This window comes from Mesorhizobium muleiense (assembly GCF_900099905.1).
Taxonomy (GTDB): Bacteria; Pseudomonadota; Alphaproteobacteria; order Rhizobiales; family Rhizobiaceae; genus Mesorhizobium; species Mesorhizobium muleiense.
In genome coordinates, this window is record NZ_FNEE01000002.1 from 419,599 (window position 1) to 444,831 (window position 25,233).

General features: G+C 62.9%; 29 protein-coding genes. 16 read left to right on the forward strand and 13 right to left on the reverse strand.

Annotated features, from left to right (window positions below; genetic code table 11):
• Positions 1-61: 61 nt before the first annotated feature.
• On the forward strand, positions 62-1,147 hold the full coding sequence (locus tag BLT09_RS06000) for an ABC transporter substrate-binding protein (RefSeq protein ID WP_091591808.1): 1,086 nt from the start codon (positions 62-64) through the stop codon (positions 1,145-1,147).
• Complete coding sequence (locus BLT09_RS06005; RefSeq protein ID WP_091591810.1) at positions 1,147-2,148, forward strand: P1 family peptidase; 1,002 nt, start codon at positions 1,147-1,149, stop codon at positions 2,146-2,148. Before BLT09_RS06000 ends, BLT09_RS06005 begins: the two co-directional genes overlap by 1 nt.
• Before the next feature lie 23 nt (positions 2,149-2,171).
• Here BLT09_RS06005 and BLT09_RS06010 read toward each other — a convergent pair whose 3' ends face one another.
• Positions 2,172-2,426 (reverse strand): DUF2171 domain-containing protein, encoded by a 255-nt coding sequence (locus BLT09_RS06010; RefSeq protein WP_023798236.1) that lies wholly within the window; start codon positions 2,424-2,426, stop codon positions 2,172-2,174.
• Between the two features lie 141 nt (positions 2,427-2,567).
• On the opposite strand from BLT09_RS06010, the gene BLT09_RS06015 reads away from it, so the two are divergent.
• From BLT09_RS06015 to purB, 3 genes are read left to right on the forward strand one after another with little or no spacing between them, the layout of a single operon-like run.
• The gene (locus BLT09_RS06015) at positions 2,568-3,293 is read left to right on the forward strand and encodes a DUF2259 domain-containing protein (RefSeq protein ID WP_091591363.1); all 726 of its coding nucleotides are present in this window, start codon (positions 2,568-2,570) and stop codon (positions 3,291-3,293) included.
• A complete protein-coding gene (locus tag BLT09_RS06020) occupies positions 3,290-3,808 on the forward strand; it encodes a hypothetical protein (RefSeq protein ID WP_091591364.1) in 519 nt (172 codons plus the stop codon). Before BLT09_RS06015 ends, BLT09_RS06020 begins: the two co-directional genes overlap by 4 nt.
• 59 nt (positions 3,809-3,867) lie before the next feature.
• Positions 3,868-5,175: an adenylosuccinate lyase gene (purB, locus tag BLT09_RS06025; RefSeq protein WP_091591366.1), complete on the forward strand. Its 1,308-nt coding sequence runs from the start codon at positions 3,868-3,870 to the stop codon at positions 5,173-5,175.
• A 218-nt stretch (positions 5,176-5,393) separates the two neighbouring features.
• Here purB and BLT09_RS06030 read toward each other — a convergent pair whose 3' ends face one another.
• A complete protein-coding gene (locus BLT09_RS06030) occupies positions 5,394-6,221 on the reverse strand; it encodes a VOC family protein (RefSeq protein WP_091591811.1) in 828 nt (275 codons plus the stop codon).
• Between the two features lie 304 nt (positions 6,222-6,525).
• On the opposite strand from BLT09_RS06030, the gene BLT09_RS06035 reads away from it, so the two are divergent.
• Positions 6,526-7,074, forward strand: coding sequence for an RBBP9/YdeN family alpha/beta hydrolase (locus BLT09_RS06035; RefSeq protein ID WP_023798242.1), 549 nt, complete (start codon positions 6,526-6,528; stop codon positions 7,072-7,074).
• Here the strand turns inward: BLT09_RS06035 and BLT09_RS06040 are convergent.
• On the reverse strand, positions 7,071-7,844 hold the full coding sequence (locus tag BLT09_RS06040; protein WP_023798243.1) for an HpcH/HpaI aldolase family protein: 774 nt from the start codon (positions 7,842-7,844) through the stop codon (positions 7,071-7,073). The two genes, BLT09_RS06035 and BLT09_RS06040, sit on opposite strands and share 4 nt — an antisense overlap.
• A 212-nt stretch (positions 7,845-8,056) precedes the next feature.
• On the reverse strand, positions 8,057-8,377 hold the full coding sequence (locus tag BLT09_RS06045) for a DUF1476 domain-containing protein (protein ID WP_091591813.1): 321 nt from the start codon (positions 8,375-8,377) through the stop codon (positions 8,057-8,059).
• A gap of 277 nt (positions 8,378-8,654) precedes the next feature.
• Here BLT09_RS06045 and purC point away from each other — a divergent pair, with 277 nt between their 5' ends.
• Genes purC through BLT09_RS06070 form a run of 5 tightly spaced genes read left to right on the forward strand, consistent with a single transcriptional unit; the run spans position 8,655 to position 11,134 of the window.
• Complete coding sequence (gene purC, locus BLT09_RS06050; protein ID WP_023798245.1) at positions 8,655-9,449, forward strand: phosphoribosylaminoimidazolesuccinocarboxamide synthase; 795 nt, start codon at positions 8,655-8,657, stop codon at positions 9,447-9,449.
• Between the two features lie 42 nt (positions 9,450-9,491).
• Positions 9,492-9,734 (forward strand): phosphoribosylformylglycinamidine synthase subunit PurS, encoded by a 243-nt coding sequence (purS, locus tag BLT09_RS06055; RefSeq protein ID WP_091591815.1) that lies wholly within the window; start codon positions 9,492-9,494, stop codon positions 9,732-9,734.
• A gap of 18 nt (positions 9,735-9,752) precedes the next feature.
• Positions 9,753-10,007 carry a hypothetical protein gene (locus BLT09_RS06060; protein WP_091591367.1) on the forward strand — a complete coding sequence of 85 codons (255 nt, stop codon included), beginning with the start codon at positions 9,753-9,755 and terminating at the stop codon, positions 10,005-10,007.
• Positions 10,004-10,672 (forward strand): phosphoribosylformylglycinamidine synthase subunit PurQ, encoded by a 669-nt coding sequence (purQ, locus tag BLT09_RS06065; RefSeq protein WP_023798248.1) that lies wholly within the window; start codon positions 10,004-10,006, stop codon positions 10,670-10,672. The genes BLT09_RS06060 and purQ overlap by 4 nt, the downstream gene beginning before the upstream one ends.
• A gap of 45 nt (positions 10,673-10,717) precedes the next feature.
• Positions 10,718-11,134, forward strand: a complete 417-nt coding sequence (locus BLT09_RS06070) for a hypothetical protein (RefSeq protein WP_027154186.1) — start codon at positions 10,718-10,720, stop codon at positions 11,132-11,134.
• 108 nt (positions 11,135-11,242) lie between these two features.
• On the opposite strand, the gene BLT09_RS06075 is transcribed toward BLT09_RS06070, so the two are convergent.
• Both BLT09_RS06075 and BLT09_RS06080 read right to left on the reverse strand, forming a co-directional pair.
• Positions 11,243-11,494, reverse strand: coding sequence for a type II toxin-antitoxin system Phd/YefM family antitoxin (locus BLT09_RS06075; protein ID WP_091591369.1), 252 nt, complete (start codon positions 11,492-11,494; stop codon positions 11,243-11,245).
• A gap of 289 nt (positions 11,495-11,783) precedes the next feature.
• Positions 11,784-11,990, reverse strand: coding sequence for a DUF1127 domain-containing protein (locus BLT09_RS06080; RefSeq protein WP_413468440.1), 207 nt, complete (start codon positions 11,988-11,990; stop codon positions 11,784-11,786).
• Positions 11,991-12,122: 132 nt separating this feature from the next.
• Between BLT09_RS06080 and BLT09_RS06085 the strand changes: the two genes are divergently transcribed.
• From BLT09_RS06085 to BLT09_RS06105, 5 genes are all read left to right on the forward strand, one after another.
• Complete coding sequence (locus tag BLT09_RS06085) at positions 12,123-13,535, forward strand: aminotransferase-like domain-containing protein (protein ID WP_091591373.1); 1,413 nt, start codon at positions 12,123-12,125, stop codon at positions 13,533-13,535.
• Between the two features lie 293 nt (positions 13,536-13,828).
• On the forward strand, positions 13,829-16,069 hold the full coding sequence (gene purL / locus BLT09_RS06090) for a phosphoribosylformylglycinamidine synthase subunit PurL (protein ID WP_091591375.1): 2,241 nt from the start codon (positions 13,829-13,831) through the stop codon (positions 16,067-16,069).
• Between the two features lie 80 nt (positions 16,070-16,149).
• Positions 16,150-16,383 carry a BolA/IbaG family iron-sulfur metabolism protein gene (locus BLT09_RS06095; RefSeq protein ID WP_023798252.1) on the forward strand — a complete coding sequence of 78 codons (234 nt, stop codon included), beginning with the start codon at positions 16,150-16,152 and terminating at the stop codon, positions 16,381-16,383.
• Between the two features lie 173 nt (positions 16,384-16,556).
• On the forward strand, positions 16,557-16,892 hold the full coding sequence (grxD, locus tag BLT09_RS06100) for a Grx4 family monothiol glutaredoxin (protein WP_023798253.1): 336 nt from the start codon (positions 16,557-16,559) through the stop codon (positions 16,890-16,892).
• 110 nt (positions 16,893-17,002) lie between these two features.
• Positions 17,003-18,247: a multidrug effflux MFS transporter gene (locus BLT09_RS06105; protein WP_091591377.1), complete on the forward strand. Its 1,245-nt coding sequence runs from the start codon at positions 17,003-17,005 to the stop codon at positions 18,245-18,247.
• 13 nt (positions 18,248-18,260) lie between these two features.
• On the opposite strand, the gene BLT09_RS34835 is transcribed toward BLT09_RS06105, so the two are convergent.
• The 7 genes from BLT09_RS34835 to BLT09_RS06140 form a co-directional block, all read right to left on the reverse strand.
• Positions 18,261-18,494: a hypothetical protein gene (locus BLT09_RS34835; protein WP_244529057.1), complete on the reverse strand. Its 234-nt coding sequence runs from the start codon at positions 18,492-18,494 to the stop codon at positions 18,261-18,263.
• Between the two features lie 268 nt (positions 18,495-18,762).
• A complete protein-coding gene (gene pldH / locus BLT09_RS06115; RefSeq protein ID WP_091591817.1) occupies positions 18,763-19,509 on the reverse strand; it encodes a pyridoxal 4-dehydrogenase, SDR-type in 747 nt (248 codons plus the stop codon).
• 31 nt (positions 19,510-19,540) lie between these two features.
• Positions 19,541-20,719 carry a pyridoxamine--pyruvate transaminase gene (gene ppaT / locus BLT09_RS06120; protein ID WP_091591381.1) on the reverse strand — a complete coding sequence of 393 codons (1,179 nt, stop codon included), beginning with the start codon at positions 20,717-20,719 and terminating at the stop codon, positions 19,541-19,543.
• A 26-nt stretch (positions 20,720-20,745) separates the two neighbouring features.
• Complete coding sequence (pldA, locus tag BLT09_RS06125; RefSeq protein ID WP_091591383.1) at positions 20,746-21,552, reverse strand: 4-pyridoxolactonase; 807 nt, start codon at positions 21,550-21,552, stop codon at positions 20,746-20,748.
• Between the two features lie 44 nt (positions 21,553-21,596).
• Positions 21,597-22,532, reverse strand: a complete 936-nt coding sequence (locus tag BLT09_RS06130) for a putative B6 ABC transporter permease subunit 1 (protein ID WP_091591384.1) — start codon at positions 22,530-22,532, stop codon at positions 21,597-21,599.
• A 4-nt stretch (positions 22,533-22,536) separates the two neighbouring features.
• Positions 22,537-23,634, reverse strand: a complete 1,098-nt coding sequence (locus tag BLT09_RS06135) for a putative B6 ABC transporter permease subunit 2 (protein WP_091591386.1) — start codon at positions 23,632-23,634, stop codon at positions 22,537-22,539.
• The gene (locus BLT09_RS06140) at positions 23,631-25,199 is read right to left on the reverse strand and encodes a putative B6 ABC transporter ATP-binding protein (protein WP_091591388.1); all 1,569 of its coding nucleotides are present in this window, start codon (positions 25,197-25,199) and stop codon (positions 23,631-23,633) included. The genes BLT09_RS06135 and BLT09_RS06140 overlap by 4 nt, the downstream gene beginning before the upstream one ends.
• Positions 25,200-25,233: the final 34 nt, after the last annotated feature.

Genomic DNA, 25,233 nt, shown 5'->3' on the forward strand with positions numbered 1-25,233 from the left:
GGTCTTGGCAGGAAGTGGCGCCGGCAAACACGCGACCGGCGCGGAGGAATTCTTCGCTCGCATGCGACCCCGGACAATAGGCACGACAACGACAATAGCGGTGCTGGCCTGGCTGTCTCTCGCCGGTGATGCGAACGCTGAGACGCTGCTGGTCGGTGTCGCGGCACCACTGTCCGGGCCGTCGGCGACCCTCGGCAAGCAGATCGAGGCGGGCGCCGGCCTGGCAGCAGCGGCGAACGGTACTCAACTCAAGGTTGTCGACGACGCCTGCACGGCCGATGGCGGGGCTGCCGCGGCGAGGGAATTCGTTGCGGCGAAGGTCGGCGTGGTCGTCGGCTTCCTCTGCACCGAGGCGATCGAGGCGGCACTGCCGATCCTGAAGGACGCCAACATACCGGTCATCACCGTCGGCGTGCGCACCGAAAGCCTGACCGACCGGCGCGCCAAGACCGGCTGGCCGATCTTTCGGCTCGGGCCGCGCGGCGATGACGAGCGGAACGCCGTCGCCTTCAATCTCACCCGCCAATGGCAGGACGAGCTGTTCGCCATCATCGACGACGGCACGATTTACGGCCGCGAAATCGCCGAGACGCTTCGGGCGGCAGCCGAGCAGGCGGCGCTGAAACCGGTGTTCGTCGACACATTCAGGCCGCAGCTCGACAACCAGATCGGGCTGATCGGGCGGCTAAGGAAGGCCGGCGCAACGCATGTCTTTGCCGGCGGCGACGGCGAAGACATCGCCATCATGGGCCGCGACGCCGGCCAGCTCGACGCCGGCATCATTTTTGCCGGCGGCGAAGCGCTGCGCACAGCGCCCGGCGACGTGCCTTATGCCACTGGCACGCTGATGTTTGCGCCGCCCGAATGGGCCGATGTCGCCGACTCCAAGGTGCTCGAAAGCTTTGCCGCACAAAAGATCGTGCCGGAGGGCTACACGCTGCCGGTCTATGCGGCGGTCGAGATCGCCAAGGCGGCGACGGCGCTGGCGGAACCCTCCGGCAAGCTGCTGGCCGATGCGCTCGCCGCGCATGACTTCAGCACCGCGATCGGACCGATCCGCTTTGACGGCAAGGGCGACTTGACCGAAAACCTTTATCGGGTCTTCCGTTTCAACGGCGCAAATTTCGTGCCGGCGGAGGCCAAATGATGTTTCGCACCGGGCCGCGCAATCTCATCACCGATGTCGCCGGCCTGCGTGTCGGCAACGCTTCCGATGCGAGGCTGAAGTCCGGGGTGACCACCATCGTCTGTGACGAGCCGGCAGTGGCCGGTGTGCAGATCCTGGGCGGTGCGCCGGGCACCCGCGAGACCGACCTGCTCGAGCCGCACAATTCGATCGAGGCGATCCATGCCGTGGTGCTTTCGGGTGGCTCGGCTTACGGCCTCGATGCCGCCTCCGGCGTACAGGCGGCACTACGCGAAAACGGCATCGGCGTGGAGGTCGGCGGCTTTCGCGTGCCGATCGTGCCGGCGGCGATCCTGTTCGACCTGCGCAACGGCGGCGACAAGGACTGGGGCCGCTATCCGCCCTACCGCGATCTCGGCTATGAGGCGGCACAGGCAGTCGGCATCGATTTTCCGCTCGGCACGGTCGGCGCGGGCACCGGTGCCCTGAGTTCCGGCCTCAAGGGCGGCCTCGGATCGGCCTCGACGATGCTCGACAGCGGCGTCACCATCGGCGCACTCGCCGCCGTCAATCCGACCGGCTCGGTGACGATCGCCCGAAGCAGGCACTTCTGGGCAGCGCCCTTCGAGATCGGCGACGAGTTCGGCGGGCTTGGTTATCCCGCGCCGATGCCGGCGGACGCGAAAAGGATCCTGCTGAAATTTCGCGACAAGCACGTCGGAGGCAACACGACCATCGCCGTCATCGCCACGGACGCACTTCTCACCAAGGCCGCCGCAAAACGCCTGGCGATATCAGCGCATGACGGCTTCGTGCGCGCCATTTGGCCGACACATACGCCGGCCGACGGCGATCTGGTTTTCGCGCTGGCGACCGGCAAGAGCGGCATCGAGCTCGCGCCCAACGACGCCATCGAGCTTTACGCCGCGGCCGGCGCCACCATGGCGCGCGCCATCAGCCGCGGCGTCTTTGCCGCGACGCCCGCCGATGGTGATCTGTTTCCGGTCTGGTCGTCGCGCTGAATGCGGGCTGCCGTGGCCCGTCATCAGGTGGGGTCGGATTTTTCTTCCTCGAACGTGACCGCGACATCCGAATTTGCCGACAGCCGCACTTTCTGGCCCTCGACTTCGGCTACGAGGCTGAGCGGAATGAAGTGGTGATGCCCCCTGTGGGCGCCCTCGCCGCTGTCGCGCTTGGTCAGCTTGATTCGTTGTCCCTCAACTTTGTCGACAGTGCCGACATGGACGCCGTCGGCGCCGATCACTTCCATATGTTCGCGAATGCTGGCTGCATCGGTCATTGTGGGTTCTCCATTTCAAGCTGCCAACATAAACAAATGACGGCACGATTGGATGCATCGGGTTGCGTCTCAGAGGGCACGACGTTTTGACGATGTCGTGATAGTGATCGAAACAACGCTGGCTGCTCAAACGGAAATCCGATGCGAATTCTCGTCCTGTTTGCTGTGTCCCTCCTTGCCCAGTTTGCAACTTCGCTCGCTGCGCATGCCGGCGATGTTGCCGAGCTTGAAATCCTCGGCTTCACCGGGGATGGCGGCGCCTTCGTCTTCGAGGAGTATGGTGTCCAGGACGGGTCGGGGTTTCCCTATGCCAATCGCTATTACATCAACACCGCCGACGACAGTTTTCTCAAGGGCACACCAATCAGGGTGCGGCTTGACGACGAGAACGCAACGCTCGACGCGGCGCGTCTTGCAGCTCGGCAGAAAGGTGAAGCTATCATCAAGCAGGCGGAATTGACCGCGAATCGCGGCATCACCGCCGGCTCCAACCCGGTGACCGAGCTTTCGGCCGATCCGTTCCGCATGGTGGTCAACCCGCGGCCGATCTTTTCGCCGGTCGATGATCCGCTCGAGTTCCGGCTCGACGAGATCGGCATGAACGATACCAAAACCTGCCAAAACCTTGGCGAGATCAACGGCTTTCGCCTGATGCGCATCGAGGCGAAAGGCGGCGGCAAGACTGAACTCCTGCACGAAGACAAGTCGATCCCCAAAAGCAGAGGCTGCCCGAACGGCTATCGGATCGGCGCGGTGCAGACATTTTCCATGCAGGGCCTCAGCGCCTATGCCGTGCTGATCGCGGTGCGCCAGTACGGCTTCGAAGGGCCTGACTATCGCTGGATCGCGGTGACCGGCCGGCTGTGACGTCGCTCCCCGCCATACGCAACGGCGTCCTGGATCGCATCCGCAAGGCCTTGCCGTCGCCGTCCGCCGCAGTTTGCGGCGCCCTGCTGTGGGCCGCCGCGATGGGCGCCAGCGCACTTGTCAATCTGCTGCTGGACGACTGGGTGACCCCGGCAAATATCTGCTTCGTCTCGTTGCTCTATGCGGCGGGCGGTGCGCTCGCCTTTCCGGTTGGCCTGTTCCTGGCGCGGCTCGTCTCGCTCGGGCGGCATTGGCAAGTAGCCTTGGCGGCCGCGTTTGTCTGCCTTCTTGCCACCACGATCGGCTTCACCGGTGGGCTCTTTGCGCTGCAATACCGTTCCTACTATGCCCAGTGGCATGAACCTGCACTGACCATTGGCTGGTCCATCCAGTTCGTGCACACCATGGCAACGGCGTTCTATCAATTCATCGTGCTGGGTATCCGGCTTTATTTTCCGCTCGGTTTCATCGCGCTTGCTCTCGCCAGTATCTGGTTTGCGCGGCAGCAGCGTTGAGCATTTTGTCCGCCTCTGTTACGACGCGGGCGAACGCCCTCGCAAGTCAGGACTGACCGATGATCCCTCGCTACTCCCGGCCGGAAATGGTGGCCATCTGGTCGCCCGAAACCCGGTTCCGCATCTGGTTCGAGATCGAGGCCTACGCTTGCGACGCGCTGGCCGAGCTCGGCGTGATCCCGAAGGAGGCCGCCAAAACCATCTGGGAAAAAGGCGGAGCCGCCAAGTTCGACGTCGAGGCGATCGACGAGATCGAGCGCGTCACCAAGCACGACGTCATCGCCTTCCTCACCCACCTCGGCGAATTCGTCGGTCCGGACGCCCGCTTCATTCATCAGGGCATGACCTCCTCGGACGTTCTCGACACCTGCTTTGCCGTGCAGCTCACCCGTGCCAGCGACATCCTTCTGGCCGACATCGACGGCCTGCTTGCGGCGCTCAAGCGCCGCGCCTTCGAACACAAGGACACCGTCACCATCGGTCGCAGCCACGGCATCCATGCCGAGCCGACCACCTTCGGCGTCAAGCTGGCGCAGGCTTATGCCGAATTCTCGCGCTGCCGCGAGCGGCTGGTGCACGCGCGCGAGGATATTGGGACATGCGCCATATCAGGTGCAGTCGGCACCTTCGCCAATATCGATCCCTATGTCGAAGAACATGTGGCGAAGCAACTCGGATTGAAGCCGGAGCCGGTGTCGACGCAGGTGATCCCGCGCGACCGCCATGCGATGTTCTTTGCGACGCTCGCTGTCATCGCCTCGTCGATCGAACGGCTGGCGACGGAAATCCGCCATCTGCAGCGCACCGAGGTGCTGGAGGCCGAAGAGTATTTTTCGCCCGGGCAAAAGGGCTCGTCAGCGATGCCGCACAAGCGTAACCCGGTGCTGACCGAAAACCTCACCGGGCTTGCCCGCATGGTGCGTTCGTTCGCGCTGCCGGCGATGGAGAACGTGGCGCTCTGGCACGAGCGCGACATTTCGCATTCGTCGGTCGAGCGCATGATTGGCCCGGATGCGACTGTGACGCTCGATTTCGCGCTATCGCGGCTGACCAGTGTCATCGACAGATTGCTCGTCTATCCCGACAACATGCTGAAGAACATGAACAAGTTCCGCGGCCTCGTGCATTCGCAGCGTGTGCTGCTGGCGCTGACGCAGGCCGGCGTCAGCCGTGAGGACGCCTACCGGCTGGTGCAGCGAAACGCCATGAAGGTATGGGAGCAAGGCGCTGATTTCCTTGAGGAACTTTTGGCCGACAAGGAGGTCACCGCAGCCTTGCCCGAGGCCGAAATTCGTGAAAAATTCGACCTGGGTTATCATACCAAGCATGTCGACACGATCTTCAAGCGGGTGTTCGGAGAAGCTTGATTTGACCGGCGGTTCCAAGCTGGAGCACCCCTCATCCGACCTCGCTTTGCGAGGCCACCTTCTCCCACAAGGGGGAGAAGGTAAAAGACGGCATCGACCACCAAACTGCGAGATTGCCGAGGCGCGAAAGGCAGGCTCGCCCTTCTCCCCTTGTGGGAGAAGGTGGATCGGCGCGAAGCGCCGAGACGGATGAGGGGTGTTCCAGCCTGGCGCAGCCTTCACCTGCTCAGCGTACCGTCATTGCCGGGAACGGTCCTGATCACCGTTCCCCATGGGTCCTCGCGGGTCGTTTCATCAGTCACATTGTTCGAACGCATTTCAACCCAGGCGAGGCCGGACCGGGAAGGATCGCGACGGCCGGCGCCGGCGCTCTGCCACGAATTGGCGCCGATGTGGTGGTGGTAGCCGCCTGATGACAGGAACACCGCCGCGCCACCATATTTCGCCATGGTATCGAAGCCGAATTCCTGGTGCCACCAGGCCTCGGCGTCTTCCGGCCGTCCGACGCGCAGATGGACATGGCCGATGATGCTGTTGTCCGGCATGCCCTGCCAGGCGGCATTGCCGGCGGGCACGTCGGCGACGACCGACGAAATGTTGAGCCGTTCGGTCGCCATCGCTATCTTGTCACCATTCCACTTCCAGTCCTCATGGCGGCGGTCGGAATAGATCTCGATGCCGTTGCCTTCGGGATCGGTCAGGTAGAGCGCCTCGCTGACCAGATGGTCGGAAGCGCCGTCGATGCCGATTTTGTTGGCGATGGCGTGGTTGATCCAGCGCCCGAGGTCGGCCCGGCTGGGCAGCAGGAAGGCAGTGTGAAACAGGCCGGCGCTGCGCGGATCGTCAGGCTTCGCCGCTGCATCCGCTTCGATGTCGAGCAAGGGACGATTGGCGGCGCCCAGCGTGATCGTGCCAGCGGTGCGGCTCAGTTCCCGCAGCCCGACGACATCGCGATAGTAAGCGGCCAGGCTTTCGGCATCGCGCGCCCGCAGCCCGACGCGGGCAACGCTGACCGGGGTCGTGGCGGCAAAAGGCAATTCACTCATCAAAGTCTCCGTTTGGGCGGCCTTCGACGAGATCCCCAAAGCCAGGAGCCCGGCGCCACCTACCATCGTACGTCGTGTCAGTTCCAAATCCTGGTTCTCATTACACGGCTGTTTCTTTTCCCGATGACAGATCGTCTATCGCGATCGTTCACACAAGACGCCAAGAAGCGAACATGGTGTTCACTATTGTGAGCAATCGCAAATGATCAGATCCGGTTGCGCGTGATCTTATCCAAAAACCGCTTCACGCTTTTTGGGATCATGCGCGGTTGCACGAAACCGTGTCCCTCGCTACATGCGCGCCATGAAAGTCAGGGATGCAGACATTCTCATCGTGCCGGGCTACACCAATTCCGGCCCCGACCATTGGCAGAGCCGCTGGCAATCGAAATTGTCGACGGCGCGGCGCGTCGAGCAGGCGGAATGGTCCAAGCCAGTGCGCGAAGACTGGACGGCGAGCGTGGCGAAGGCGGTCAACGAGGCCGAGCGACCGGTCGTCATCGTCGCGCACTCACTCGGCGTCGCCGCCGTGATCCAGGCAATGCCGCAGTTCCAGCGTCCGGTCGCCGGAGCCTTCTTCGTGGCGCCGCCCGACGTCGCCAACCCAGAGATAAAACCCAGGCACCTGATGACCTTCGGACCTTATCCGCGCGAGCCGCTGGCATTTCCCTCGGTGGTGATCGCCAGCCGCAACGACCCGTTCTGCACCTTCGAGGTGGCCGAGGACATCGCCGGCGCCTGGGGCTCGCTGTTCATCGACGCCGGCGAGGCCGGACATCTCAACGCCGATGCCGGCTTCGGCCCTTGGCCCGAAGGCTCGATGACTTTTGCGAAATTCCTGACGGACCTTTAGGCGCTGATCGAGTCCCTCACGCTCTTCAGCAGGGTTTTTGCGCCCAGCCCGATCAGCGCGTGCTCGGAGCCCATCGCCAGCAGCCGGTAGCCCATCGACACCACACGGCCGGCGATGGCCGGCTCGATGACGTAGATGGCGGCATGCTTGCCGGCCTTGCGCGTCCGCTCGGCGATCGAGGCGACTGTTTCCATCATGCTTTCGAGCGTCGAGTTGACGGCGGCGCCGTTCGACCAGGCGATCGAAAAATCCGATGGGCCGAGGAAGATGCCGTCGATACCCGGCGTGTCGAGGATGCCGTCGAGTGCATCGAGCGCGGCGCGCGTTTCGACCATGGCGAAGGCCATGGTGCGCGCATTGCTGTCGCGCAGCCAGTCGGCATAGTCGCCCTTGCCATGACGCGGAAAGGCGTAAGTCGGGCCCCAGGAGCGCTCGCCGAGCGGCGGGTACTTCATGGCGGCAGCGAACAGCCTGGCATCCGCCACCGAATTCACCATCGGCGCAATCACCGCCTCGGCGCCGAAATCGAGCGCGCGGCTGGCCATGTCGAAGCGACCGACCGGAATGCGCACCAGCGCCGGTTTGTTGGCGGCCAGCACCGGCCCAAGGCCGCGCAGCACGCTGTCCTCATGATGTCCGCCATGCTGCATGTCGAGGGTGACGGCATCGAAACCCTGTCTGGCAAGAATCTCGACCGTCAGGGCATCAGGCACGCCGGACCATGCGGTGCACAAGGTTTCATCGGCCGCAAGGCGTGACTTGAGGGACATGGGCGCCTTCCTTATTCGACCTCGCATCGGCCCAAAATCGCCGACAAAGTCGGCCCGACGCGAGGAGTCAAAGTTTTAGAGCGTACTTTCCGAATGGATGCACGTCACTCTAATGCAGTTCAGCCGGAAACAGCTGCAAAGGCAAAGAAAAACCGCCCGGAGGGGCGAGGCGGTCGATTGGTCCAGCGTGTCGATTGGCTCAGAGCAAAGGGTCAGGTGTTCTTGATCTGCTCGATTGCCTGCGCCATCAGATCGTCCATGGTGCGGCGAATCTGGTGGTCCGACTGGACGACCCCGGCTTCGTCGAAATCCTTGCGGATCTTGCGGAAAACGTCGTGGTCGCCGGCTTCCTCGATATCGGCGAGGACGACCTGGCTGGCATAGGCTTCGGCGTCGGCCCCGGCCTTGCCGAGCTTTTCGGCGGCCCACAGGCCGAGCGCCTTGTTGCGGCGGGCCGCAGCCTTGAACCGGAGTTCCTCGTCGATTACGAACTTGCGCTCGAAGCCCTCCTCGCGATCTTTCATGCTGCTCATGGCATCCCTCCGGTCAAATCCGATTTGGTTGGCAGTCGAAATATGTGTCTTGCCCAGCACAAACCAAAAGGCCGCGGGCCGGTCAATATGCTACATCACTTGCTGCGCTGCGGCATTTCATTCCGGAAAGCGGTGATTGAAAGGATTTGCCGATTGAGCAAACACTGCGATTGGGATAGACACCGGCATTGAACCCCTACCGTTGCCGCACTAATTTAGGCGTACGGACAGGAACTGGTCGCTTGCCGCCTGCCCGGAAATCCAGAGAAAAGATCAGATGAAAAATCGCCGCCGCATTTATGAAGGCAAGGCCAAGATCCTCTATGAGGGCCCTGAGCCGGGAACACTGATCCAGTTCTTCAAGGACGACGCGACCGCTTTCAACAAGAAGAAGCACGAAATCGTCGATGGCAAGGGCGTGCTCAACAACCGCATTTCCGAGCACATCTTCAACCATCTCAACCGGATGGGCATTCCGACCCATTTCATCCGCCGGCTCAACATGCGCGAGCAGCTGATCAAGGAAGTCGAGATCATCCCGCTCGAGGTGGTCGTGCGCAATGTCGCCGCCGGCTCGCTGGCCAAGCGTCTAGGCATCGAGGAGGGCACCGTGCTGCCGCGCTCGATCATCGAATTCTATTACAAGGCCGATGCGCTCGACGACCCAATGGTGTCTGAAGAGCACATCACCGCTTTCGGCTGGGCAAGCCCGCAGGAGATCGACGACGTCATGGCGCTGGCCATCCGCGTCAACGACTTCCTCTCCGGCTTGTTCATGGGCGTCGGCATCCAGCTTGTCGACTTCAAGATCGAATGTGGCCGGCTGTTCGAAGGCGACATGATGCGCATCGTCGTTGCCGACGAGATCTCGCCGGACTCGTGCCGTCTGTGGGACGTGGCGACCCAGGACAAGCTCGACAAGGATCGATTCCGCCGCGACATGGGCGGTCTGGTCGAAGCCTATCAGGAAGTCGCCCGCCGCCTCGGCATCATGAACGAGAACGAGCCGCCGCGTCCCGCCGGGCCGGTGCTCGTCGCCTCGACCGATGGCCTCAAAGGCAAGCCGCACTGAGATTTCTTGCCGCTCAACACGTCGAACAGGAGCATGTCCAGCGTGATCAAGGCCCGCATTACCGTCACTCTCAAGAACGGCGTGCTCGACCCGCAAGGCAAGGCGATCGAACACGCATTGTCCGGGATGGGCTTTGACGGCGTCGGCCAGGTTCGGCAGGGCAAGGTTTTCGACGTCGAGCTTGTTGAGAGCGACAAGGCCAAGGCCGAAGCCGATCTCAAAGCCATGTGCGACAAGCTTCTGGCGAATACGGTGATTGAGAACTATAGTGTGGCCATTACCTGAGGTTGTGCCGGAGGGCAGATGGCCGAGATTGATGGAAGCTTGATATTTGAAGTCCTCAAGTCCATTCAGTCGCGTCTGGACAGGATGGATTTGACGCTCGGGGAGGTAAAGTCCGAGCTTGGCTCTATCCGCGGCCATCTCATCGCCACCGAGGGCGACGTGAAGAACATTTATGGCGTACTGGCTCGCCAGGACGAGCGCCTGGAACATATTGAACGCCGCTTAGACCTGCGCGAGCTTGCCGAAGCCCAGAGGCCTTACGAACCGAAATGAAATCAGCCGTTGTTCTTCTCCCGGGCCTCAACCGTGACCGCGACATGATCGCGGCGCTGACCAAGATTTCGGGAACGCCGCCGGTCACCGTCTGGCAGACCGACACCGAAATCCCCGATGTCGATCTGATCGCCATTCCCGGCGGCTTCTCCTTCGGCGATTACCTGCGCTGCGGCGCCATTGCCGCGCGCATGCCGGTGATGCGGGCGGTCGCCGAAAAGGCGGCCAAGGGCGTGATGGTCATCGGCGTCTGCAACGGCTTCCAGATCCTGGTCGAGGCCGGCCTTTTGCCAGGCGCCTTGATGCGCAACACGTCGCTGAAATTCGTCTGCCGACAGGTCAAGCTGCAGATCGCCAACGCCAACACGATGTTCACCCGCCGCTATCAGCCGGGCCAGATCATCCGCTCGCCGGTGGCGCATCATGACGGCAATTACTTTGCCGACGCCGAGACGCTGCGCAGGCTCGAAGGCGAAGGCCAGGTCGTGTTCCGCTATGCCGAAGGCACCAATCCCAACGGCTCGATCAACGACATTGCCGGCATCATCAACGGCCAGGGCAATGTGCTCGGCCTGATGCCGCATCCCGAGAACCTGATCGAAGCGGCGCATGGCGGCAGCGACGGCCGGGCGCTGTTCGAAAGTGCGCTTGGCATCGCCGCTTGATATCTTCAGCATTCATCTTTTTTCCGAATTCGAAATAGGCGCCGCATGAGCCCGAGACAGACGATCGCCCGCCTCGCTCTTGTCGCCGCCGCCGGCCTTGTGCTCGCCTCCTGCCAGTCGAAGCCGAAGAACGCGCCGGCGCCTTCGGGCAAGAGTGCGGCGCTGCTTGCCATGGAACAGGTGGCGATCGCCGCCCACAAATGCTGGATCGCCAGCAAGGATCCCGCTTTCAAGCCCTATCAGATGGCCAACGAGCTGAATTCGTTCACCGGCACGCCGCGCTTCCTGCTGGTTCCGGTCAAGCATTATGGCGGAAAGCCGTTGCTGGTCGTGCAGGCACAGGGCAATTCACGCCGGGTTGACGTGTACGGTCCGCTGATGGCCGAACCGCTCGGCGCACGCATCGGCTCGGACATTGCCCGCTGGCAGGCTGGCAATCAGGCCTGCGGTGCGGCTGCATAGGGCACTGAGCCGCTGCCTGCAGGTCGGCCGCGCCTTGCGTCCGCTTTCCGGTCATATTCCCGCGCCCACAGATAGGAATAGAGAATGATCTGTCCGTGGTGGTCCGGCTCAGTCATCCCGGTGATCGTCGCGCGCGACGGCATCGAGGCCGGCGAGAAGCTCTTCGCATTCCTCTGCTGACAGGTCCTCGACACGGTGTGCCCGCTGGGCGCTACGGCCGGCGAGACGGTCGAACTGCTCCGCCGTCAGGAGAACGAACTTGCGCTTGCCGCGCTTGGTGATGTCGACAGGGCCGCGGAACGCGGCCTCCACAACCTCGCCGGATTTGTTGCCGAGATCTGTGAGGGTGAAACTCGCCATAAAGACTTCCCTTCATTACCCCGAAAATAGGCGAATTAGCTGTTTTCAGCAATAGCCTATTCATCGGGACTCGCGGGGCGAGAATGCAGTGAAGGTCTGCGAGTGCATCGTGGTCTGCCAGACCGCGACCTCGCTGCCGCGGCCGATCGCAGTGCGCGGTACGTTTTCGACATCAAAGCAAGAAGAAGGTGGGTAGTTTCCGGGCAATGAAGAAGATCGCAGCGGCACTCAACGCCGGTCTGCCGACATACCCCCGTTATTCGAGCCGGGAGCATGCGACGACGTATTTTCAGTCCCAGAACGGCCTCAGACCCTCACGATGGGCGTCGGCACGCGAGATGCCGATATCCTTGAGCTGATCGTCGGTCAACTCCAGCAAGACCAGCCGGCTGCGCCGGCGATCCAGCAGGTTGCCGATCCGGTTTGCGAGTGAATTGACCATTCGCACCAGGCGACGGACATAGCCTTGCCGGCCTGACGGGCGAGCTCCGGGCAACCCAGCTCTCATGTAACGGATTGTATCGATTGCAGCCATTTTCTTGCTACCAAAATTCGAGATTGTATCTATTTGTTGCGCGGTCACATATGTATTGACTCTCAAAACGGTGCAATATAGAAAATTGTCACCATGACAAATTGGCTTCCCGACTTTTCCGCCAGCTCCGGGCCGCTCTATCAGCGGCTTGCAGATTCCATCGAAACGGACATCGACCGTGGCTTGATCGCCGCCGGGGCAAAATTGCCGCCGCAGCGCGATCTGGCATACGACATCGGCACGACCGTCGGCACGGTCGGCAGGGCCTACCAATTGTTGCGCGAGCGGGGCCTGGTGAGCGGCGAAGTCGGACGCGGAACCTATGTGCTTGGCCGGCATGACACCAAGACCGATCTGCTGGCGCCCGACCCGCAGGTGGAAGGCACGCGCTTTATCGATGCGCCTCGCGGCAAACTGCGCTTCGACAGCACGGCTGCGCCTGATACCGGCCAGGGCGCCATTGTCGCCGATGTGCTTTCGCGCACGGCGCAGGAGCATCCGTACGAGATTTCAAGCTATACGCGGGATTTTCCCAACCGCTGGGTCGAGGCCGGCTGCAGCTGGCTGTCGCGAAATTCGTTTCGCCCAAGCCCCGATGGCATCGTTCCGACGCTCGGCACCCATGCCGCGGTTATGGCGGCGATTGCCGCGCTGACCACGCCCGGCGACTATATCGTCTTCGAGCACCTCACGTATTCGCAGATTTCTCGCAGCGCCGGCCTGATCGGCCGCCGCACCGCGCTGGTGACGTCGGACGCGGAAGGGCTCGATCCAGAGGATTTCGAGCGCGTCTGCGCGCAAAAACACCCGAAAATGATGTTTTTGATGCCGACGGCCAAGAACCCTACATTGGTGACGCTGTCGGCAACGCGCCGCGAGGCCATCGCGCGCGTCGCGCGCGAATACAATGTCATCCTGATCGAGGACGATCTCTATGGCGATCTGACCGACGACCCGACGCCGCTCCTGGCCGAACATGCCCCCGAACGGACCATCGTTGCCGGCGGCCTGTCGAAATCCGTTGCGGCGGGCGTTCGCGGCGGCTGGCTCGCTTGTCCGCCGGCCTATCGCCACCGGATTCGGGTCGCTCACAAGATGCTGACGGGTGGCCTCCCTTTCCTGCTGGCGGAACTGTGTAGCCGACTGGTTCTGTCCGGCCAGGCCAGCGAGATGCGCAAGCGCAGCATCGTCGAGATCAACGCGCGCGTGGCGATCGTGCGCGAGACACTAGCCGGGTTCGACTTCAACGCACTAGACAATGTGCCCTTCGTCTGGCTCACCCTGCCTGATCCATGGCTTTCCGGCACCTTCAAGAACGCCTGTCTCGAACATGGCGTGCTCATCGACGATGAGGACGAGTTCAAGGCCGGGCGTTCCGAGCAGGTTTTTCACGGCGTGCGGTTTGGCGTTTCACAGCCGGAGCGACGAGAGGACATCGCGGGCGGCGTTGGCGTGATCCGGCGGCTGCTGGACGAGGGCCGCGCCGGCTACGACAGTTTCTCCTGAACCGGCTTGAAACCGGCGGGCCGAATGGCGATCTTTCGCTACTTGCTGCACCGAGACCGTTTGGAAACTCTACTCTGGCGGCCATCTGGCGGCGTTTTCTGCGCTTCCGGTGCTCACGGACCTAAATGTCCGCTGCGCGCCGGTTCTCGAAACCACCACCATATGACTCGCCAGAGCGAATTTCGAAAACAGTCTCTTACCGCTTTCCATCGTTTTTCGTCGCTTGATGGGTGTATCGGCTGCAAAGCTTGCGATAAGACGGGACTCGATCCCAAGGACATAAATTGCCGCCCATGACCATTTCCAATTCCGTGCCGATCACTCCGGAACTCATTGCCGCGCACGGGCTGAAGCCCGACGAATATCAGCGCATCCTCGACCTGGTCGGGCGCGAGCCGAGCTTTACCGAGCTCGGCATCTTTTCGGCGATGTGGAACGAGCACTGCTCGTATAAATCCTCGAAAAAGTGGCTGCGCACGCTGCCGACCACCGGGCCGCAGGTCATCCAGGGGCCGGGCGAGAATGCCGGCGTGGTCGATATCGGCGACGGCGACTGCGTCGTCTTCAAGATGGAGAGCCACAACCATCCCTCCTTCATCGAGCCCTATCAGGGTGCGGCGACCGGCGTCGGCGGCATCCTGCGCGATGTCTTCACCATGGGCGCCCGGCCGATCGCGGCAATGAACGCGCTGCGCTTCGGTACGCCGGACCATCCCAAGACCAGGCACCTGGTTGCCGGCGTCGTTGCCGGCGTCGGCGGCTACGGCAATTCCTTCGGCGTGCCGACGGTCGGCGGCGAAGTCAATTTCGACGCGCGCTACAATGGCAATATCCTGGTCAACGCCTTTGCGGCGGGGCTGGCCAAGACCGATGCGATCTTCCTGTCGGAAGCCAAGGGCGTCGGCCTGCCGGTCGTCTATCTCGGCGCCAAGACCGGCCGCGACGGTGTCGGCGGCGCCACCATGGCCTCGGCCGAATTCGACGACAGGATCGACGAGAAGCGGCCCACCGTTCAGGTCGGCGACCCGTTCACCGAAAAATGCCTGCTCGAAGCCTGCCTCGAACTGATGGCGTCCGGCGCCGTCATCGCCATCCAGGACATGGGTGCTGCCGGCCTCACCTGCTCGGCGGTCGAGATGGGCGCCAAGGGCGACCTCGGCATCGAGCTCGACCTCGACAAAGTGCCGGTGCGCGAGGAGCGCATGAGCGCCTATGAGATGATGCTGTCGGAGAGCCAGGAGCGCATGCTGATGGTGCTGCGCCCCGAAAAGGAAAAGCAAGCCGAGGCGATCTTCCACAAATGGGGCCTCGACTTCGCCATCGTAGGCAAGACAACCGACGATCTGCGCTTTCGCGTGCTGCACCAGGGCGACGAAGTCGCCAATCTGCCGATCAAGGACCTTGGCGACCAGGCGCCGGAATATGACCGTCCCTGGACCGAGCCGAAGAAGCCGGCGCCGCTGGCGGCCGGCGATGCACCGCAAGCGGATGTCGCCGAGGCGCTGCTGAAACTGCTTGGCGGGCCCGACCTGTCCTCGCGTCGCTGGGTATGGGAACAATACGACACGCTGATCCAGGGCAATTCGCTGCAGCTTCCGGGTGGCGATGCCGGCGTGGTGCGCGTCGAGGGCCATCCGACCAAGGCGCTCGCCTTCTCCTCCGACGTGACGCCGCGCTATTGCGAGGCCGACCCTTACGAGGGCGGCAAGCAGGCGGTGGCCGAATGCTGGCGCAATCTTACCGCCACCGGCGCCCTGCCGCTCGCGGCCACCGACAACCTCAATTTCGGCAACCCGGAACGACCCGAGATCATGGGCCAGTTGGTCGGCGCCGTGAAAGGCATCGGCGACGCCTGTCGCGCGCTCGGCTTTCCGATCGTCTCCGGCAATGTCTCGCTCTACAACGAAACCAACGGGCAAGGCATCTTGCCGACGCCGACCATCGGCGGCGTCGGACTGATCGCCGACTGGTCCCAGATGGCGCGGATCGGCTTTGCCGCCGAGGGCCAGATGATCCTGCTGGTCGGCGCGCCGTCGATGTGGGGAACGCATCTCGCCCAGTCGGCCTATATGCGCGACATCCATGGCCGCACCGATGGCCCGCCGCCGCCGGTCGACCTCGACCACGAAAAGCGCGTCGGCGACCATGTACGCGCCCTGATCGCCTCCGGCGTCGTCACATCAGCGCATGACGTTTCCGATGGCGGCATTGCCGTCGCGCTGGCCGAGATGGCGATTGCGTCCGGCATCGGCGCAACTGTCCCCGGCCTGGTCGGGACCGACCCGATCCCGGTCTGGTTCGGCGAGGATCAGGGCCGCTACCTCTTGACGCTGTCGATCGATCCGCAAAGCGAGGAATGGGACGCCATTCGCGAACAGCAGAGCAAGCTCGGCATCTTCGCGCCGTGGATCGGCTCGACCGGCGGCAGCGACCTGAAACTCGGCGAGGCGCGGGCGATCGCTGTCAGCGAATTGACCGCTGCCCACGAATCCTGGTTTCCTCGCTTCATGGCAAATGAGGTCGTGGACCCCTGATTTGATCGAGCGGGGTCGTTGCGGTGTGGTTCATCCGCCGTTTCGATCATATCTATGAGATCTGAACAAGGAATCCTCGCATGGCAATGGACGCGCACGACATCGAACGGTTGATCAAGGAAGGCATTCCGGACGCCAAGGTGACGATTCGCGACCTGGCCGGCGACGGCGACCATTATGCGGCCGAAGTGGTGGCCGAAAGCTTTCGCGGCAAAAGCCGCGTCCAGCAGCATCAGATGGTCTATGACGCGCTGAAGGGCAATATGGGCGGCGTGCTGCACGCGCTCGCACTGCAGACCAGCGTGCCGGAGTAAGCTTTTTAGGGCTTTGCTGGCTTGGGAAGATAGCCGTCCGATGCTCTTGGCCCAGGCCATCCTTTGCGCCATTTGCGTGACAAGGCGGCAAACGTCTTGTTTCAGGCAACCTATGGGTTTATTTGAAAGGGTATGTTTCGAGCCCGGCTCCCGCGGGCATGAAAGGATTTTCTATGAGCGGTATCAACGACTACATCGACAGCGAAGTGAAGGCCAACGACGTCGTTCTCTTCATGAAGGGCACGCCCGGTTTTCCGCAATGCGGATTTTCCGGTCAGGTCGTGCAGATCCTCGACTATATCGGGGCCGACTACAAGGGCGTCGACGTGTTGACCTCGGCCGAGTTGCGGCAAGGTATCAAGGAATACTCCAACTGGCCGACAATCCCTCAGCTCTACGTCAAGGGTGAGTTCGTCGGCGGTTGCGACATCGTCCGCGAGATGTTCCAGGCTGGCGAACTGCAGACGTTCCTCGTAGAAAAGGGCGTCAGCGTCAAAGGCGCCGCCTGACGGACATTTAGGGCACTTCGCCAAGCTGATTGTCTCCCCGGTATCGGGGCACAAGACGAATGAATGCGCCGGTGCGCCGGCGCTTTTTCGTTTGAAGATCGGACTTTGCCGTGGATCAGCATGCAGAAGCGCAGCAACAGGCAAGCACCTTGCCTATTCCGCGCTGGGAATTCATCGCGCTGTGCGCGGCGTTGATGGCGCTCAACTCGCTGGCCATCGACATCATGCTGCCGGCGCTGCAGCAGATCGGCGCCTCGCTGGGCGTGGAAAATGAAAACCACCGCCAATATGTGATTGCCGCGTACATTCTCGGCTTTGGCGGCGGACAGCTCTTCTTCGGGCCGATCTCGGACCGCTTCGGACGCCGCGCTCCGCTCGTCGTCGGACTGGTTATCTATGTCGCAGCGGCGAGTGCGGCGGCGATCGCCCCGACATTCGCTACGCTTATCCTGTGCCGGGTGGTGCAAGGCATCGGCGCCGCGGCCACACGCGTCATCGCCGTCTCGATCGTGCGCGACACGTTCGATGGCCGGCGCATGGCTGAGGTGATGTCGCTGATCTTCATGGTGTTCATGGCCATTCCGGTGGTGGCGCCAGGCATCGGCCAGTTCATCATGCTGTTTGCCTCCTGGCACTGGATCTTCATCACAATGGCGGCAGGCGCACTGGTCGTCTCAGCCTGGTCGCTGCTGCGGCTGCCGGAAACGCTGCATCCCGAATATCGCCGGCCGCTGACGGCATCATCCGTCCTTGGCGGTTTCCGCATCGTTCTGACCAATCGCATCGCGCTCTGCTATGCCTTCGCCAGCACTTTTGCCTTCGGTGCGATGTTCGGCTTCATCAACTCGGCGCAGCAGATCTATGTCGACGTCTTCGGCGTCGGCGAGATGTTCCCGGTGATTTTCGCAGGGATCGCCGGCGTGCTCTCCTTGTCGAGCTATCTGAATTCGCGCCTTGTCGGACGCATCGGCATGCGCCGCCTGTCGCAAAGCGCGCTGCTCTTGTTTCTGGCCATCAGCCTCGCCTGGCTGGTCGTTTCCATCCAGATGAAGATGCCGCTCTGGCTTTTCATCACCTTCTTTGCCGGCACGATGGTCCCGTTCGGCGCACTCGGCGCGAATTTCAACGCACTCGCCATGGAGCCGCTCGGCCAATTGGCCGGGACGGCGTCGTCCATTCTGGGCTTCATGCAGACCTTCCTCGGCGGCGTGCTCGGCACGCTGATCGGCCAAGCCTTCAACGGCACGGTGACGCCCTTGGCCGCCGGATTCTGCAGCGTTTCGCTTGGCGCATTGGTGATGGTGCTGATCGCCGAGCGCGGCAAATTCTTCCAGCCGCAGAACCCGCCGGTTTAAGGCCGAACGCGTTTCAGGATTCATCCCCGCTCGCTGCGGTGAAGCGAGGGAACAGCAAACGCCCTGCGATCGCCCCACCCATCCTGTCCGAAACCGGCAGTGGCAGAGCCTTGTCGAGGGCCTCGAGGACGGAGGCGACGAAAGCCCGGTTGAGGCTGCCATCATCCCCCAGACGGGAGTAGGTGGCGCGAGGCTTGCCGATAAGTGTGCCGTTTCGGCGAATTGAGAACTGCAGCGTCAGGGTCATGCCCGCGGTTCCGGGCGGCGGCTCCCAACAGGCGACGATCGCGGAGAACATCTCGTTTATGGTGTCGACGGGTTCGGGACTGCGACAGCCGCGCTCCTGCGATGTTGCCGCGCTAGGCCCGGCAACCAGGGCAAGGGTAAGGGCGACAATTGCGGACCGAGGTTTCATCTCGGGTCTCCGGTTTCGCGCGATAAATGTAATCGAATTTATCGACGAAAGCTTCCATCGAGTATCAGCGCTGCGGATGGTCCTTTCAGACGTCGGCGCTTTAGTGGCGCACCATGCCGGCGTCGACGTTCAGCGTCTGGCCGGTGATCCAGCGTGCGTCATCCGAGGCCAGGAACGACACCACATCGGCGATATGTTCCGGCTGCCCTTTGCCTTTCATAGCCTGCAGCATCTCGACGAAGCCGAACGCCTCGTTGTGCGGGCTCGCCTTGACCCCATCGCTCTCGATCAGGCCCGGCGTCACCGCGTTGGCGGTGATGTTGTATTTGCCGAGTTCTGTGGCGAGCGCCCTGGTGAAGCCGATGACGCCGCCCTTGGCCGCGACATAGGCCGCCATGTTCGGCGTGCCGGCAAAGAAGCTGTTGGAGGCGATGCTGATCACCCGGCCGGCCTTGCCGGCGGCACGCATCTGGTCCGTTGCCGCGCGGCTGACGATGAAGGTTCCGGTCAGATTGACGTCGATGATCTTGCGCCAATGGTCGAGGTCGACATCGTCCCAGGCGACGAAGGGCACGATGCTGGCGTTGTTGACCAGGATATCGATGCCACCGGTCAGTGCCTGGATCTCGGCGAACAGCGCCTTGACGGATGCCGGATCGGAAATGTCGGCAGCGATCGCCTTCGCTTTTGCGCCGATCGCCGCCGCCGCCGCTTTGGCGCCTTCCGCATTGATGTCGCTGACGATGACGGTCGCGCCATCGGCGGCCAAGCGCGCGGCGATCGCCTTGCCGATGCCTTGTGCCGCCCCGGTAACCAGGGCGGTCTTTCCCGCAAGCCGTTCAGTCATTTCCGTGCTCCATGTGATCTGTGACTTCATCTCAGGCGTCGGCGTCGATAACGGCGAGCGCCGCGTCGATGCCTTTGCCGACCGCGAGCTTTTCGCCCAAAGCATTCATCGCGCCGCCAAGTGCCGTCAGCGCCGCGATCGCATAGATCGGCTGGGCGGTCGGGCCCATATGGCCGATGCGCGTCAACTTGCCCAATGTCTCGCCCCGGCCCGACGAAAACACCACGCCGTAACGGGCGCGCGCAGCCTGGCGAAGCGCCTCCTCGTCGATGCCTTCGGGCGTTCGGACGGCAGTCGTGGTCGGCGATGCGATGATGTCGCTGGCCGCCCAGATCGACAGACCCATCGCGGCGACGCCGGCGCGCATGGCCTTGGCGGTGAGCGCGTGGCGCGCCCACACCGCCGCCGGTCCCTCATCGAGGTAGAGGTCGAGCGCGACGTCGAGCCCGTTCACTTCCGCGACGGACGGCGTGAACGGAAACGGCTTGTCCTTCGACCACGCATGCTCCCAATCGACGATGCTGAGCATCGACGCGCGCGGCGCCAGTGGATTGGCCTTCATTTTCGCCCAGGCCCGCTCGCTGACGCCCATCATCGTCAGCCCGGGAGGCGCGCCGAGGCATTTGTTCGGGCCGGTGACATAAATGTCGGCCTTGCAGTCCTCCGGATGCGTCTTCATGCCGCCGAAGGACGAAACGGCGTCGACGATCAGATAGGCGCCATGCGCCGAAACCAGCGCGCCGATGGCATCGATCGGGTTGATGGTGCCCGACGGCGTGTCGTGATGGCAGACGGAAACGATGCTGATTTCCGGATGCGCTTCCAGCATTGCCGCGACCGCCTGCGGGTCGATCGCCTCGTTATAGGGCACCTCGATTTCGAGCAGATGCGGCGAATAGCGCTTCGCCCAATAACCAAACCCCTTGCCGTAGACGCCCGAGGCAAGGTTGAGCACGACGTCGTCTGGCGTGATCAGGGAGGCTGCCGCGGCTTCCAGGCCAAGAACCGGCTCGCCATGCAGAATGACCGGCTTGTTGGACAGCCGCATCGCCTTCTGCACCTTGTCGACCACAGCCTCGTAAAAGAGCTGGAACGCCGGGTCGTAATCGTAGAGCACGGTGCGGCCGAGGCCGCGCAGCACATCGGGATAGGCGTTCACTGGCCCGGCGGTGAGCGTGATGACCGGTTCGGCGTGTTCGAGATAGCGCATGGTCTTTGTCTCTTCGTTGGCGGCGGTCAGCCGTAGAATTGCGTGCCGGTCCGATAGGTCTTGAAGTTTTCCATGTCGTGCGAATACATCAGCTCGGCCCCATAATCCTCGGCGAGCTTCTTCACCTTGCGCATCGAGTTGACACCCGCCACCGGGTCGATGTGGAAGGCCGCCTGGCACAGCGTTTCAAGGCTCTTCTGCGTGTAGGCCGCATCGATGGTGAACATGATCGGCTTGCGCTTGGGAAATTCGACCAGCAAGCTGTAATGGCCGATAGAATGGCCGGGCGTCGAGATCAATTTGACCCCCCTGGCAAGCTCGACATCGCCGTCGATGCCCTCGAAGGTCGAGTTGGCCCGCGTCGTGCCCTCCAGCAATTGCGCGGTCGCGCCACGCGCTTCGGCAGCCTCCGCCGAAAAGCTCAGATCCGAATAGCCAAGGTGCTCGAAAGGCTGAGGATTGCAGGCCTGCGGCACCTCGGTGCGATGACAGATCTTCTTGGCATGCGGAAAATACTTGTTGCCGCCGCAATGGTCGAAGTGGAAATGCGAGTTGACGACGACGTCGATATCCTTCGGCTCGAGGCCGAGCAGCGCCAGGGCGCCGGGAATCGTCTGGTGCTTTTCCTGGATCGGCTTTTCGAAAGGCAGCACCTTCATGACGTGGTCGTAGTCGTAGCCGGTGTCGATGAGAAACCGGCCCTCGGCATGCTCGATCAGGATCGAATAGACCGGAAAGCGCACTTCGCCGCCGGGGCCGCGATTCCAGAACACGTGATAGCCGTCGAGAACGAGCGAGCCACCATCGAGCAGGTAGACCTTGGTATCCGACATTTTGTTCTCTCCTCTGTTGGCGCGGGTCCCGCGCCTGAACCTGATCAGCGCACGCCGCGCTCGTATGGAATGCCGAGCGCTGCCGGCAGGCTGGCCCGCCGGCCGAACAGAACCAGCATGATCATCACCGCCAGGAACGGCAGCATCTGGATGACGTCGGTTGGTATGTTGATGCCGGCCACCTGCATGGCTGTCGTCAGCGACAGGCACACGCCGAACAACAAGGCACCGAACAGCACCCAGACCGGGCGACCACGCGCCAGCATGGCCAGCACGATTCCGAGAAAGCCCGCGCCATTGGTGATGAAGGGAATGAACAGGCCGGCGCCGACATTGGCGAGAAAGGCGCCGCCAAGCCCTGCCAGCGCTCCAGTCGTCAGCACGGCGATGGTGCGGGTTCGTGCGACGTCGATGCCGGCGACGTCAAGCGCGGCCGGCTTGTCGCCCGCCGCCTGCAGGTTCAGGCCGAGCTGCGTGCGCCGATAGATGTAGCCCATGGCGAAAACCAGTGCTACCGCCAGGTAGACGATCAGATGCTGCCTGAACAACGCCAGCCCGATCACCGGAATGCCCGACAGCAACGGAATGACGGTCACATCCACCGCTGGCAGGCGGGGATAGCTGCGCGAAAACTGGAAATGGTGGAGCAGCGCCGTCAGGCCTTCAAGTCCCAATGTCAGCGCTATGCCGATGACGATCTGGTTCAAGCCGATGCGCACGCAAAGCAGCGCCATGACCAGCGCCACGGCGATACCTCCGCCGGCGCCGGTGAGAAAGCCCAGCCACAGCGATCCGGAATAGAAGGCGCCGACGAAGCCGAGATAGGCGCCGGCCAGCATCATGCCTTCGATGCCGATGTTGAGCACGCCGGCCTTTTCGGACATCTGTTCGCCGAGGCCAGCCAGCAGCAGCGGGATCGCCGCGGTGACGGCGCCAAACAAAAGCGCGCTGAGAAAGACTTCGCTGAACAGCCCGGTCATAACTTCAGGCCCTCCGCGACTGATTGTACCGGTGATCGATGTATTCGGCGAGCGCGAGCACGATCAGCACGATGGAGACCAGCACCAGCGTGAAATGATTGGGCACGCCGAGGCGGCGGGCCGCGCTCTCGCCGCCGATCGACAGCACCGAAAGCAGGAACACGAAACCGATGGCGGCAAAGCCGTTCATGCGGGCGAGGAACACGACGGGAATGACCGCCAGCCCATAGGCGGGGTTCCAGTCGGCGCGGACGTTACCCTGGACGCCGAGGATATCGACAGCGCCGGCAAGTCCGGCCAGCCCGGCCGAGATGGCGAAGACGGCAATGGTGAGATTCGGCACGCCGAGCCCCGCATGGATGGCCGCGCGTGGGTTAGCCCCGACGATCCTCAGCTTCAGGCCGAAGGCCGTGCGCGTCATCACCAGATGTACGGTGATGATCGCCGCCAGTCCCAGAAGCAGGCCGCTGGTGATGGTCGTGTCGAACAGGCGCGGCAGCCGGTCCTCGACCGGCAAGGTGCGGGTCTGCGGCACGGTTGTGCCCGGATCGCGAATCATCAGCTTGACCAGCACATTGGCGAGCGAGGTGCCCAGGAACGTCATCATCAGCGTGGTGATGATCTCGTTGACGCCCTGATAGGCCCGCAAAAGGGCTGGCACCAGCGACCAGAGCATCGCAACCGCCATGGCGATGACGAACGAGCAGATCAGCGCCAACCAGGCAGGCATGACTTCCACGAAAACCGGCGCGCTGGCGGCGGCCGTTACTGCGCCGAGCAGGAACTGGCCATCGCCGCCGAGATTCCACATGCCGGCGCGAAAGGCCACGATCAGGCCGGCGGCAAGAAACAGCAGCGGCGCCATGCGCGTCAGCGTCTGCTGGATGCCGAGCGGCGACAAAAGCCCTCTCTCGAGCACAAAGCCATAATAGGCAAGCGGGTCTACGCCGACGGCAAGCAGGATGCAGCCGGCGATGATAAGCGCGGCCAGTATAGGGCCGATGGTCATCAGCAGCCGATGCTGGATATCGCGGCGCGTGACCACAGCAGCCGTGGCATCGAGTGCGGTTGCGCCGGCGGCTGGGACGGTGTCGATGCTCATGCGGCAAGTCCGATCATCAAGCGACCGATCTTGGAGCGGGCATCGCCGACATTCTCGACCGTGCCGACCAGCGAGCCGTTCGAGATGACGGCGATGCGGTCGCACATGCTGAGCAACTCCTCCAGGTCGGTGGAGATGAGCAGCACGGCAAGGCCGCGAGCCGCCGTGTTGCGGATTCGCTGGCGCGAAGCCAATGTATTGGCGAGATCGAGCCCATAGGTCGGCTTGTTGAAGATCACCACTTTTGCGCCTTCGGCGAGTTCGCGCGCCAGCAGCACCTTCTGGATGTTGCCGCCGGAGAGCCGGGCGACCGGCGTTTTCAGGCTGGGCGTGCGCACGTCGTATTCGCGGACGAGCTGAGCGGCGCGCTTGTCGATTTCAGCGCGCTGCTCGACGCCGTTGCGCCAGAAGGGAGCGGCGCCGACCTGCTTGAGGAAGAAGTTGATCGAGACCGGAAAAGTCCCGACCGTGCCCTCGCCGAGCCGGTCGTCGGTCAGGTAGCGAAGGCCTCGCTCACGGCGTTCGCCGACGCTCAGCGCCTCGATGGGCGTGCCCTGCAGCCGCACCGAACCGCTCACCGTCGCCCGCTGGCCAGCCAGCGCCTCCGCCAATTGCTTCTGGCCATTGCCGTCGATACCAGCGATGCCCAGCAGCTCGCCTGGACGGATGTCGAACGAAATCGATAACAGGCCCGGCGCGTCGTCTGTCGGTGCGACCGCGAGTTCATGGACCTGAAGCAGCGGAGCCGCTCCGGCGTGAATGGTGCGAACCGGACGTTCGGACGCTTCCGGGTCGTCCTTCTGCTTGCCGAACATCAATTCGACGATCTCCGAAACGATCGCCTGCTCGCCTAGCGCGCGAAACCGCTCGGGAGGAATTTCGCCGACCTTGCGGCCGAGTTTCAGCACCGAGATTCGATCGCCAAAAGCCGCGGCCTCCTTGAGCTTATGGGTGATGAAGACGATCGCCAGCCCCTGCTCGACAAGGCGGCGCATCAGCGCGCCCAGCTCATCGATGCCCTTCGGCGTCAGCATCGAGGTCGACTCGTCGAGGATCAGAAGCCGGCTGTTGCGCACCATCGCGCGCAGGATCTCGACCTGTTGCTGTTCGCCGAGCGAGAGTTCCGACACCTTGGCATGCAGCTTGACAGTGATACCGAGCGCCCTGGTGATTTCGGCGACGCGCGCTTCCAGCTCCTCGGTCTTGGGCCGCTGCCACCACGGCCCGCCGAGCAACAGGTTTTGCGCCACCGTCAGCGTCGGCACCAGCATCACGTGCTGGAATACGGTTCCGATGCCGAGCGCCAGCGCATGGCGCGGCGAGGTGATCGCGATAGGCTCGCCGTCGACCAGTATGCGGCCCTCGTCCGGCTGCTGCAGGCCGGACAGCATGCCGATCAAGGTGGATTTTCCGGCGCCGTTTTCACCGAGCAGCACATGCACTTCACCCGGACGGATCGCCAGATCGACGCTGTCGTTGGCGACGACGCCGGGAAACCGCTTGGTCACGCCTTCAAGCGCGACGATGTCGCGCTTGTCGACCGACAATGAGGTCGCACTACTCATGAAGCCAAGGCCTTGAAAACATGAAATCGGTCCG

What these genes read in the sequence shown, in the direction of transcription:
- BLT09_RS06000 (WP_091591808.1), top strand. Translation starts at nt 62, where the DNA reads ATGCGACCCCGGACAATAGGCACGACAACGACAATAGCGGTGCTGGCC.
- BLT09_RS06005 (WP_091591810.1), top strand. Translation starts at nt 1,147, where the DNA reads ATGTTTCGCACCGGGCCGCGCAATCTCATCACCGATGTCGCCGGCCTG.
- BLT09_RS06010 (WP_023798236.1), bottom strand. Translation starts at nt 2,426, where the DNA reads ATGACCGATGCAGCCAGCATTCGCGAACATATGGAAGTGATCGGCGCC.
- BLT09_RS06015 (WP_091591363.1), top strand. Translation starts at nt 2,568, where the DNA reads ATGCGAATTCTCGTCCTGTTTGCTGTGTCCCTCCTTGCCCAGTTTGCA.
- purB (WP_091591366.1), top strand. Translation starts at nt 3,868, where the DNA reads ATGATCCCTCGCTACTCCCGGCCGGAAATGGTGGCCATCTGGTCGCCC.
- BLT09_RS06030 (WP_091591811.1), bottom strand. Translation starts at nt 6,221, where the DNA reads ATGAGTGAATTGCCTTTTGCCGCCACGACCCCGGTCAGCGTTGCCCGC.
- BLT09_RS06035 (WP_023798242.1), top strand. Translation starts at nt 6,526, where the DNA reads ATGAAAGTCAGGGATGCAGACATTCTCATCGTGCCGGGCTACACCAAT.
- BLT09_RS06040 (WP_023798243.1), bottom strand. Translation starts at nt 7,844, where the DNA reads ATGTCCCTCAAGTCACGCCTTGCGGCCGATGAAACCTTGTGCACCGCA.
- BLT09_RS06045 (WP_091591813.1), bottom strand. Translation starts at nt 8,377, where the DNA reads ATGAGCAGCATGAAAGATCGCGAGGAGGGCTTCGAGCGCAAGTTCGTA.
- purC (WP_023798245.1), top strand. Translation starts at nt 8,655, where the DNA reads ATGAAAAATCGCCGCCGCATTTATGAAGGCAAGGCCAAGATCCTCTAT.
- BLT09_RS06060 (WP_091591367.1), top strand. Translation starts at nt 9,753, where the DNA reads ATGGCCGAGATTGATGGAAGCTTGATATTTGAAGTCCTCAAGTCCATT.
- purQ (WP_023798248.1), top strand. Translation starts at nt 10,004, where the DNA reads ATGAAATCAGCCGTTGTTCTTCTCCCGGGCCTCAACCGTGACCGCGAC.
- BLT09_RS06070 (WP_027154186.1), top strand. Translation starts at nt 10,718, where the DNA reads ATGAGCCCGAGACAGACGATCGCCCGCCTCGCTCTTGTCGCCGCCGCC.
- BLT09_RS06075 (WP_091591369.1), bottom strand. Translation starts at nt 11,494, where the DNA reads ATGGCGAGTTTCACCCTCACAGATCTCGGCAACAAATCCGGCGAGGTT.
- BLT09_RS06085 (WP_091591373.1), top strand. Translation starts at nt 12,123, where the DNA reads ATGACAAATTGGCTTCCCGACTTTTCCGCCAGCTCCGGGCCGCTCTAT.
- purL (WP_091591375.1), top strand. Translation starts at nt 13,829, where the DNA reads ATGACCATTTCCAATTCCGTGCCGATCACTCCGGAACTCATTGCCGCG.
- BLT09_RS06095 (WP_023798252.1), top strand. Translation starts at nt 16,150, where the DNA reads ATGGCAATGGACGCGCACGACATCGAACGGTTGATCAAGGAAGGCATT.
- grxD (WP_023798253.1), top strand. Translation starts at nt 16,557, where the DNA reads ATGAGCGGTATCAACGACTACATCGACAGCGAAGTGAAGGCCAACGAC.
- BLT09_RS34835 (WP_244529057.1), bottom strand. Translation starts at nt 18,494, where the DNA reads ATGACCCTGACGCTGCAGTTCTCAATTCGCCGAAACGGCACACTTATC.
- pldH (WP_091591817.1), bottom strand. Translation starts at nt 19,509, where the DNA reads ATGACTGAACGGCTTGCGGGAAAGACCGCCCTGGTTACCGGGGCGGCA.
- ppaT (WP_091591381.1), bottom strand. Translation starts at nt 20,719, where the DNA reads ATGCGCTATCTCGAACACGCCGAACCGGTCATCACGCTCACCGCCGGG.
- pldA (WP_091591383.1), bottom strand. Translation starts at nt 21,552, where the DNA reads ATGTCGGATACCAAGGTCTACCTGCTCGATGGTGGCTCGCTCGTTCTC.
- BLT09_RS06130 (WP_091591384.1), bottom strand. Translation starts at nt 22,532, where the DNA reads ATGACCGGGCTGTTCAGCGAAGTCTTTCTCAGCGCGCTTTTGTTTGGC.
- BLT09_RS06135 (WP_091591386.1), bottom strand. Translation starts at nt 23,634, where the DNA reads ATGAGCATCGACACCGTCCCAGCCGCCGGCGCAACCGCACTCGATGCC.
- BLT09_RS06140 (WP_091591388.1), bottom strand. Translation starts at nt 25,199, where the DNA reads ATGAGTAGTGCGACCTCATTGTCGGTCGACAAGCGCGACATCGTCGCG.